Genomic DNA, 9,730 nt, shown 5'->3' with positions numbered 1-9,730 from the left:
CCGCGGCTCCCTTCGCCTGCTCACGCGCCTGCTTGCGTGCCGCGGCGCGCTTCCGTTCTATGGTTTTCCACGTCGGCTTCCTCATGCCGTAGGCGGCCGAGAGGTACGCATAGCAGCAAAATACCGTCAGCGCGATCACGAGTGCGAAATAGGCGATCCAGCCGGCGAGATAGGGCGGCTGCGGGTTGTGGAAGACGAGGTCGTCGAGCATGTTCAGAAAGAGCCATTCGACGCTGAGCGCCAAGATGATCCCAAAGCCCTTCCGTCCCAGCTTGGGCAGCAGATAGTACTTCTGGATGAGCCTGCGCTCCGCGTCGGTAAGCATACGACCCCCGTTTGATAGCTCGCCTTGATGGAATGCGCCGATGACGGGCAACCCCAGCATAACACGTCACCCCATAGGCGGGCGTACGACGAGGAAAATAGGGAGGGGGCTCTGTTTGAAGTTCAAGCGCAGACGCGGGGTCAGCCCCCTACATCACCTGCGTCGCTTCGAGCTCGTCTTCCATCCAGGCGGTAAGGCGCATCACGGGTCGGCGCAGCACGAGGCCGAGTAAGAGCGCGGGCACGAGGTAGGCGGCCAAGAGCCCGAGCTCAATCCAGAAATCGGCGTTCCATATGCCGAACATCGCGGCTCGCATGGCGTTTTCCGCATGTACGAACGGCAACCAGCTATAGATGAGCTGGAACCCTGCGGGAAGCATCTGCTGGGGGAACGTGCCGCCCGACCCTGCGACCTGGAGCACCATGAGCACGACGGCGATCGCCTTGCCCACGTCTCCGAACGAGGCAGTGAGCGCGTAGATGATGTTCACGAACACGAACGAGGCGACCCATCCCGCCAGCAGGAAGAGGACGGGATGCGCGCACTGTACCTCGAGATACAGGATGTTGCCCGCGCAGATGAGCGTCGTCTGCAGAAGCCCGGTGCCCGCGAAGAGCGCAAGTCGTCCCAGGTAGGCTTCGGTTGCGGTGCAGCCGGTCTCCCTGAGTGCGCGCTCGCTCGGGCGCACGCGGACGAGCGCGGCGAGTACCACGCCGCCGATCCATATCGAAAGCGTCGTGTAAAACGGCGTCATGGCGGAGCCGTTGTTCTCGACGGGAAAGACTGCCGTGCGCTCGACCCGCACCGGCCGCGCCATGAAGGAGGCGAGCGAGGCGGGGCTTGCGGCAAGGATGGCGCGAACCTGCTCAAGGTCGGAGGAGGCGAGGGCGGCGTGGAGACGCTCCTGCAGGGCATCGAGCGAATCGGCGGACGCATCGAGCCCGCCTGCGGTCGTGCTCGTTGCGTCGTCGACGGCGGCGAGCGTCGCGGCGACATCTCCTTGCAGCGTGGCGATGGTCGCGGCGGCGTCGCGCGCCCCGTCCTCGAGTCCCGCGAGAGCTTCGCTCGCACCGTCCTCATAGGCGTCGCGTGCGGCATCGATGCCCGCCTGCGCGTCTGCTATGAGGTTGTCGAGCTTCTCGCGCGCCGTCTGTACGTTCGCTGTTCCCTGCGCGATATCTCGCGCAGTCGCCTCGAGCGCAGAAGAGAGCTCCGTGAGCTCGCTCTGTAAGTCGTTTAGACGGTCTTCGATGCCGGTGAGCGCGGCGATCGCGGTGTGGACGGCAGCGCGGCTGGGGCTGTTTTCGGGGAGTAGCTTCTCGAGCCGCTGTGCGGCGGCGATCTGTGCCGAGAGCGACTCCGCAAGGTCGGAGAGCTGCGACGCCTGGTCGTCGACGGCGGCCTTCACGTTCGAAAGGCCGTCTGCCAAGTCGCTCGCCTGCTGCCCGGCGTCCTCGAAGGCATCGTCCACGGCGGCGGATACCGATCCCAGGTGCTCGTGTGCGTTGGCAAGGGCATCGTCGACGGAGGTCGTTGCCTCGTCGAGCGCCCCCGAGACGTCCTCCATGCCGTCCGCCGTGTTGGTGAGAGCGTCGCCCGCATCTTGCAGCGGGTCTGTCGCGGCGTCGAACGTCTCCGTGCTGCCCGCAAGAAGCGCCTGCGTCGAGGCCGTGAGCTCTGCATACGCGCGGGCGTTTTCCGCGGCGGCGCGCAGTTCGCGGGCAGCATCGCCGAGTGCGGCCTCGAGGCGCGTCGCGATGGTCGCGAGGTCTCCATCGTCGAGCGAGGAGGCGAGTTCTGTCGCCGCGGCCGTTCCGACGTCGGTCGTGGCGGCGACGAAACTCGTCTCGATATCGCGCTCCACGGCCGTTCCCGCCTTGTCCGTGACGATCTCGGCGATGGCGTTCGCCTTCTCGTTCTGCACGAAGACGATCTGCGCTCGCCGGGGGCTCGCGGAAAACGCACTCATGAGGCAAGCGGAATAGTCCTCAGGGATGATGACGGCGGCATAATATGTGCCGGCGCGCACGCCCTCGAGCGCCTCGTCTTTTGAAGCGGGGACATAGCCGATGCTTTCCGACTGCAAGAGCTCCGCCACTACGCGCTCGCCAAGGTTGACGTGCACGGGCACGAGCTCACCGTCGTAGCCGGCGTCAGTGTTGGCGACGGCGACCTTGAGGTCACGCGTGTTGGCGTACGGGTCCCAGCTCCCCGCGATGTTGAACCATGCGTAGAACGAGGGGACGGCGATGATACCGGCCATGACCACGATGGTGATGGCGTTCGCATAGGCGCGACGACCGTCGCGTCGCAGGAGGGCGAGTATATGCTTCATCGTGTACCTGCCTTTCGGCCGCTTCGCGCGAGCCTTCGGAGGGTATGGGGTTTCAGCTGGGCGAGCAGCTCGATGCGGAGCGCGCGGTCGCGCAGGTATTCCACGGCGACGAGGTAGGCCGAGATGACCGTGAGCGAGCAGACCCACAGCATGAGTAAGTCGAAGGTGCGGTGGAGAATACACATGAGCGCAAGCAGCGCAATGGGGATGACGACGAGCGCGGCGACGCCCCGCTTGAGGAGGTGCGGGTAGGTTTGAAGATAGCGGCTTGCGCGCATCTGTACGCGGCGGCGTGCTTCTGGCTCGATGAGCAGCATCTTCGCGAGCCGCTCCATCCCGCGGGTGCCGGACGCGATGCCCCGGTGGTCGCTCACCATGAAATCGGTTTCGGCGAGCCTCCGGTCGAAGAGCGCGCCCAAGCTCACGAGATGGCTCCGCAGGCCGAGGCCGACGATCGCTGCGGGCGCAAGAAAGGCGAGGAGCGCCGCGATGCTTGCGGCATACGTGTATCCATAGAAGCCCGCGACCGCCTCGCGCATCGCTGCGATGCCGTAGGTGAAGGGGAGCCAGGGGTGGATTACCTGGAAAAAGCCGGGCATCATCTCGATGGGATAGGTGCCGGCGGCTCCGGGGATTTGCAGCACTACGAGGAGCACGCCAAGTGCCTTGCCCACGTGTTTGAAGGCGATGGCGAGCGAGAAGACGATCGAGACGTAGACGAACGATTCCACGATGCCTGCCGCCACGTACGCGAGCGGACTTGCGCACTGCACGCCTATGAGAACATCGCCCGTGCAGCAGATGAGCGCCTGCACCATGCCGATCGTCACGATGAGCAGCCATCTTCCGAAGAAGGCGTCGCGCGGTGTCGCGGAGTCGATGCCCTCTCCGTCGACCTCGAGTTTGTAGATGGCGATGAGCACAAAGCCGCCTACCCACAGGGCGAGGTTCGTATAGAACGGTGCGACGCCCGAACCGTAGTTCGCGACCGGGAAGACCGGCTGCGCGTCGAGTGCGACTGGTTCCGCCATGATCGAGGCGATGTCGTCGGGGTCGATGTTCCCGAGCTCTTCAAGCTCTTGCAACGTCCAGGCACTTGAAAGCGCGTCGAGGTCGCGTGCGACGGTGTTTAGCGTCCGAGCGCTCGTGCGCAGACCCTCCGCTGTCGCCGACACCGCGGCCCCGGCCTGTTCGAGTACCGCGTCGAGGCTGGAAAGCGTGCCGCGTGCCTGCTCGATCATGCTCGACGCGCTCGCGGCCCCGGTTTGCGCGCTGCCGCCCGCTTGGGCGAAGCTGTCGAGGGCGTGGGAAAGTTCTGGCAGTGTGGTGCTTGCGAGTGCGGAGGAGAGGTCGGAGAGCCCCTCAGCCCCTGCGCTCGCCGCCTCGGCGATGGCGCTCGAGAGGCCGCGTGCGTTTTCCGCGCCTGCCGCGATGTTGTCCGCTGCCGCCTGCAGGCGGTCGAGCGCGGCTGTTTGCGTTTGCGTGAACGCATCGAGGCTCGTGATGGCGTCATCGAGCATCGCAAGGATGTCTTCCTGCGCGCTTTTCGCCGCATCCGTCTCGGGCGCGACGCCGGCTATCTCGTCGCGCACCTGCTGAAGCGTCTCCTTGAGCGAGGCGAGGGTGCCGAGCGATGCGCGAATCTCGGAGAGTGCGCCGTCGAGTTTTCCCTGTGCCCAGCCGATATCTCCGGCGATGGCTCCGATATCGTATGAGCCGCTCGCTGCGATGCCAGCGATGGAGCTCGCGCCCTCGTTCAAGGCCTGGGAAAGTGATGTCAGCGAGGTCTGGGCGTGCTCGCGCGTCGTGCCGAGGTCTTCCAGCGCGCGGTCGAGGTTGTTGGAGAGGCGCTGCGACGCCGAGCCGAGGTCATCGAGGGTGGCACTCGCTTCGGCCACCGCTTCGCGCGAGGACGCGATCGCGATACCCGCGTCGTCGAGGGTATCGGCGAGGTCGTTCAACAGCGTACTGGCGTCTTCAATCGAGTTGCCCAGGGCTTCGTGCGCCGTCTGCGTCTCTGTCGTGAAGGAGCGCGCGGCCGCTCCGAGCCGCTCTGAAACCGCTTCGCTCGCCACGCGTGTGAATTCGTTCGCGATTTGCGTTTCGAGTTCGGTGGCGCCGGTATCGGTCACTTTCGGGGCGATCGCGTTCGCCTTCTCGTTCACGTAATACGAGATATGTGCGGGATCGGCGTCTCCGTCGAGCACGCGGGCGAGCGATGCCGTGAAGTCGCTCGGTATCACGAATGCAGCATAGTATGTGCCCGCGCGTACGCCGTCGAGCGCGGCCTGCTCTTCATGCACGAACGTCCAAGCGAGCTGGTCGTTTTCGGCAAGGCGGTCGCGCACCATGGAGCCTGCGTTGATGTTCCCCATGCCGGGTATCTGTGCGCCTTCGTCCTCTATGACCACGGCGACAGGCATGGTCGAGGTGTTGGTGTAGGGATCCCAGTTGGCGAGGATGTTAATCCAGGCATAGAGCGACGGAATGATGCAGACGCCTACGGTGACGATGACGGCGACGGGGCTGCGCATGATGCGGCGGATGTCGCGGCGGAAGATGCTGAGTGCGGTGCGCATGGGCGGTCCTTGGGTAATGAGGGTTTGCGACTGGCGGGGAGGCGTGCGGCGCGTTGCGAGACGTACACGGCGCCCGCGCCACGCCCTGCGCAGTCGTCGTGCGCTCATAGTACCCAGTTATGGAATAATCCTCATATGTGGAATAAGATATGTGGGTAAGCAACGAAGAGGGGCGTTCCGAGGGTTATTCCACAGATCGGGGGTATGTGATGGCGAACGGCATGGACAGGCGTGCGGTGCGGAGCCGACGCCTCATCGTTTCCGCATTCGAGCGGCTGCTCGTCACGCGACCGTTCGAGCGCATCACGGTGAGCGCCATCGCGCAGGAGGCGGATGTCGACCGGAAGACGTTCTATCAGCATTTCGGAAGCATCGACGGACTGCTTGCTGCGATAACGGACGGACTTGCCGCGCGTGTGCTCGACGAAGTGGAACGGGCGGTGCCAAACAGCGTGGAGCCTGGCGAGCGAGAGCGGGCGCTCGCCGCGTTCTTCGCGGTGCTCGTGCAGACGATCTCGGAGGGCATGGAGCGCGACCGGCGCTATGTGGAACGCGTGCCCGTCGATGTACTGTACCGGCACCTGAGCCATGCGTTCAGCCGGCAGATCGCGGAGCGCGGACTGCTCGACGGCATCATCCCCGCCTGCGAGCAGGAGGCGTGCCTTGCCTATGTGTTGGGCGGCCTGTTCGCGCTCCTGCGTTGCTGGATGCTCGAGGGCTGTGGCCGCACGCCCGACGAGCTTGCCCGCACGGCCTCGACGCTTGCGGAATTCGGCCTGCACGGCATGGTGGATGCAACACTTTGGGGACGGGGTCAAAAGTGTTGCGGGAGTAGGAGATGATGCAATTGAAGCAAGAGCGGCTTACAACCGACCGGCTTGAGCTGCGGCCGTGGTGCCTCGATGACGCGTCGGCGTTGTTCGAGCTCGCGCGTGACCCTCGCGTTGGGCCTCGGGCGGGCTGGCCGCCTCATGCGAGCGTTGAGGAGAGCCGTGCGGTGATTCAGCAGGTACTTGCCGTGCCCGACAGCTTCGCTATCGTGGAGCGGGCAACGGGCGCACTTGTCGGCGCGGTTGCCTTAAAGCATGAAGACGACTCGTATTTGGTGGGGGGAAGCGACGAGGCAGAGCTCGGCTATTGGATCGGTGTCCCGTTCCAAGGGCGCGGCTATGCCACGGAGGCTGCTGCGGAAGTCCTCCGCTATGCGTTCGAGGACGAGGGGATACACGCGGTTTGGGCGGGTTACTACGATGGCAACGAGCGCTCACGCCGCGTCCAGGAAAAGCTCGGGTTCGTGCATCAGTTCAGCGCCGAGCGAGACGTGTCGTTGCTGGGCGAGCACCGTATCGAGCATTGCCAGCGCCTGGATGCGGAAGCTTGGCACCATGCGGGATGACGCCATGCAACCATGTGACGTGGCGTCCGTTTCCAAAGAGGCGCGCCCCTTACTGCACAGAAAGCGTAGAAAGTCTCAATAAGGGCGTCTCAAGCGGCTCTTATTGAGACTTTCTATGCTTTATACGCAATAAGGAGAGGAGGCTGTCGCGCGGGCGCCTATGAAGCGGCTTGCCGCGGCATGTCGAGCAAATCGAGCGGAGCGGTGCGCTTCGCGATATCGATGATGCGGGCGATGTGTTCCGCCGGCTCTTGTGCGCCGTTTTTCAGCCAGAGCATGACGATGGCGTTGATGCTTCCCAGTGCGATCTCGCGCGCATAGGCGGTGGAGACCCCCTCGATGTTCGCGATTCCTCCCGAGACGCGCTCCGCCTCTTCAATGAGGTGATCTCCCAGTGCCTCCTTGAGCCGCTCGGCGAAGAGCGGGTCGCCGCCTTGGCCGGTGAGCGCGGTGAAGAACGCCGCGTCGTGCTGCACGAAACGGAGCGCGGCGAGCAGGCGCTCACTCGGGATGAACTGCGCGGGATCGAACGTTGCCCCGGCAGGTTCGCGTTCGGGGTTGTCAAAGAGGATGTGGAAGATGCTCTCGAGCGCCTCGTTCTCGAACTGCGCGAGCATGTCGAATTTATCGGTGAAATGCAGGTACAACGTACCACGGTTGAGGTCTGCCCGTCGGGCAATGTCACTCATGGAGAGCCGGTCGAGCCCGCGCTCGGCTACGAGTTCGGTGAAGGCTCGCTTGATCTTCGCGCGCGTGGCGTCGATGCGCTTATCTGCCATGATCGCTCCCATGTCTCGCGAAATGCCTAGCTCAAGCAGGCTGTCTGAACACTTGAGCCGAAGCTGTTCATTATGGCGTTCTTCTGGGCATGCTACGGCATGGCTCAAAAATAATCAACACGTTGTCTATTTTCTTGTGGACGGGGAAGACCATAAGCGGTCGGCGCGGCTGCATCGCGCCGCATACGGGCTGCATGAAGACGCTTCGCACGGGAGGCTGCATGTCATATATCGAAGTTGAACATGAGTACAAGCGTTACCAGACGGGCGCCGCGGAGGTCGTGGCGAATAACGACGTGAGCTTTACGATCGAACAGGGTGAGCTCACCGTCATCCTCGGCGCCTCGGGCGCCGGCAAGTCGACGCTGCTGAACATCCTCGGTGGCATGGATACCGCAAGCGAGGGGCGCGTGGTGATTGACGGACGCGACATCGCGCAGTGCACGAGGCGCGAGCTCACGGCGTACCGCCGCACTGACGTGGGCTTCGTGTTCCAGTTCTATAACCTCGTTACGAACCTCACCGCAAAGGAGAACGTCGAGCTCGCGGCGGAGATCGTGCCCGGCGCGCTCGACCCGGCAGAAGTCTTGCGTATGGTGGGGCTTCAAGATCGCATGGACAACTTCCCCGCGCAGCTTTCGGGCGGCGAGCAACAGCGCGTGGCCATCGCACGCGCCGTGGCAAAGAATCCCAAGATCTTGCTGTGCGACGAACCGACTGGCGCGCTCGATTACCGCACGGGCAAGCAGGTGCTCAAGATCTTGCAGGACATGTGCCGCAAGCACGGGGCGACCACCATCATCGTGACGCATAACGCCGCTATCGCCGCGATTGCAGACCGCGTGATTCGCATGCGCGACGCACGCGTCGAATCCATCGAGATGCATGAGCATCCGGCAGATATCGAGACGGTTGAGTGGTAGGAGGAGCGATGGCACAGCGCAGACATGCTCTTTGGCTCGACATCCGTCGCTCGATACGCCACTCGATGGGTCGCTTTCTTTCTATCGTAGGGCTTATGGCGCTCGGTTCGTTCGCGCTCGTAGGCCTCTTCGTTACGGGGCCAGACATGCGGGCGACGGGGCGCGCGTACTTCGACGCGCTTGACGCGGCGGACATCCTCGTCATTGGAGATTTCGGCCTGAACGACGAGGACTGTGCGCTCATCGAGCAGGCGAACGGCATCGATGAGGTTGAATACGGGTATCTCAAAGATGCCGTGGTCGACGGCACAACCGAGAGCTATCGCATCCAATCCCTCCCGGAGCGCGTTTCGCGCTACGAGGTCGTGGAGGGGCGGCTTCCCCAAGCGCCGGACGAGATTGCTCTCGATTCGTTTTCGCAGGGCGAGTATGCCATCGGCGACACGGTGACCTTCGACGAGAAGCCCGACGCCCAGGGCGATACGGTGCTTACGCGCGACACGTTCACAGTGGTGGGCTTTGTCTCCTCGTCCGAGATCATCAGCGGCGTGAACATGGGCGCTTCGACAGCGGGTTCGGGCGAGCTTTCGGGCTACGCCGTCGTGATTCCCGAAACGTTCGATTCCAAAGTTTACATGACAGCGCGCTTGACGTTTGAAGACACGCGTGGGGTCGATCCTTATGCGGATGAGTACGCAGATCTTGTTCATGCGCACCGCGACGATCTTGAGGATTTGCTGGCAGGTCAGCCAGGTGTGAGACTTGCTGCTCTTCGCGCCGAAAACCAGGCGACCATCGACGACGGCCAGGCGGAGGTCGATGCGGGGTATGCAGAGCTTGCGGATGCCGAAGCCGAGCTTAGCGACGCGCGGTCGCAGCTCGACGACGGCGCCGCACAGATCGCTGCAAACGAGCAGCAGCTCGAGGGTGAGACGACGGAGGCCGCGTCCGAGCTCGCCGATGGCGCGGCGCAGATCGCCGCGGGGAGGGAGCAGCTCGAGGCGGCTCAAGAGGCGTATGACGAGAAGGCGACGGAGCTCGCTGCGGCGCAGCAGCAGATCGCAGACGGGCAGGCGCAGCTTGCCGCTGCACAGGAGGAGTACGCCGCCCGAGAAGCTGCCTATGAGGAGGGCGTCGCGCTCCGTCCTAAGATCGAGGCGGGCATCGAGACGATCGCTGGTGCGCTGTCGGAGCTCGCTGATGCAGAGGAGCTCGTGAGTGGAATCCCCGAGGCCTTCCTGAAACCTGCGTTCGTGACGTCGGTGCTCGAAGACAAGCTCACCGAGCTCTTCCCAGGGGGCGCGCCTTCGGCGGAAGACCCGGCATACGAAGCATACGAACAGCTCTGCGGCATTATCGAAGAGGTGGCGAATCTGCCTGCCGACACGGCGGG

Annotated in this window: 7 protein-coding genes and 1 pseudogene; 4 read left to right on the top strand and 4 right to left on the bottom strand. The window is 63.9% G+C overall.

Translation table 11 applies throughout. The annotated features are described in order from the left end of the window. The 3 genes from QZ079_RS05465 to QZ079_RS05455 all read right to left on the bottom strand — a co-directional run. Nucleotides 1-325, bottom strand: a 325-nt coding sequence (locus QZ079_RS05465; RefSeq protein WP_297036087.1) for a hypothetical protein, incomplete at its 3' end; no start/stop codon positions are given. 148 nt (nucleotides 326-473) lie between these two features. Further along, nucleotides 474-2,660: a YhgE/Pip domain-containing protein gene (locus QZ079_RS05460; protein ID WP_297036084.1), complete on the bottom strand. Its 2,187-nt coding sequence runs from the start codon at nucleotides 2,658-2,660 to the stop codon at nucleotides 474-476. After that, the gene (locus QZ079_RS05455; protein ID WP_297036081.1) at nucleotides 2,657-5,239 is read right to left on the bottom strand and encodes a YhgE/Pip domain-containing protein; all 2,583 of its coding nucleotides are present in this window, start codon (nucleotides 5,237-5,239) and stop codon (nucleotides 2,657-2,659) included. Before QZ079_RS05455 ends, QZ079_RS05460 begins: the two co-directional genes overlap by 4 nt. Before the next feature lie 149 nt (nucleotides 5,240-5,388). Between QZ079_RS05455 and QZ079_RS05450 the strand changes: the two genes are divergently transcribed. Together QZ079_RS05450 and QZ079_RS05445 are read left to right on the top strand one after the other, a co-directional pair. Then, nucleotides 5,389-6,081 carry a TetR/AcrR family transcriptional regulator gene (locus QZ079_RS05450; protein WP_297036077.1) on the top strand — a complete coding sequence of 231 codons (693 nt, stop codon included), beginning with the start codon at nucleotides 5,389-5,391 and terminating at the stop codon, nucleotides 6,079-6,081. Further along, on the top strand, nucleotides 6,078-6,635 hold the full coding sequence (locus QZ079_RS05445; protein WP_297036075.1) for a GNAT family N-acetyltransferase: 558 nt from the start codon (nucleotides 6,078-6,080) through the stop codon (nucleotides 6,633-6,635). Before QZ079_RS05450 ends, QZ079_RS05445 begins: the two co-directional genes overlap by 4 nt. A gap of 158 nt (nucleotides 6,636-6,793) precedes the next feature. Here the strand turns inward: QZ079_RS05445 and QZ079_RS05440 are convergent, their stop codons facing one another. After that, nucleotides 6,794-7,414 (bottom strand): TetR/AcrR family transcriptional regulator, encoded by a 621-nt coding sequence (locus QZ079_RS05440; protein ID WP_291288403.1) that lies wholly within the window; start codon nucleotides 7,412-7,414, stop codon nucleotides 6,794-6,796. A gap of 221 nt (nucleotides 7,415-7,635) precedes the next feature. Here QZ079_RS05440 and QZ079_RS05435 point away from each other — a divergent pair, with 221 nt between their 5' ends. Together QZ079_RS05435 and QZ079_RS05430 are read left to right on the top strand one after the other, a co-directional pair. Then, complete coding sequence (locus QZ079_RS05435) at nucleotides 7,636-8,337, top strand: ABC transporter ATP-binding protein (RefSeq protein ID WP_291290365.1); 702 nt, start codon at nucleotides 7,636-7,638, stop codon at nucleotides 8,335-8,337. A gap of 8 nt (nucleotides 8,338-8,345) precedes the next feature. Continuing rightward, a pseudogene (locus tag QZ079_RS05430) lies at nucleotides 8,346-9,730 on the top strand (hypothetical protein); the annotation flags it as partial.

Origin of the sequence: uncultured Enorma sp., assembly GCA_905210055.1 — a bacterium.
Taxonomy (GTDB): Bacteria; Actinomycetota; Coriobacteriia; order Coriobacteriales; family Coriobacteriaceae; genus Enorma.
The sequence above is the reverse complement of the archived record's forward strand: the minus strand, read 5'-3'. Positions and strand labels throughout refer to the sequence as shown.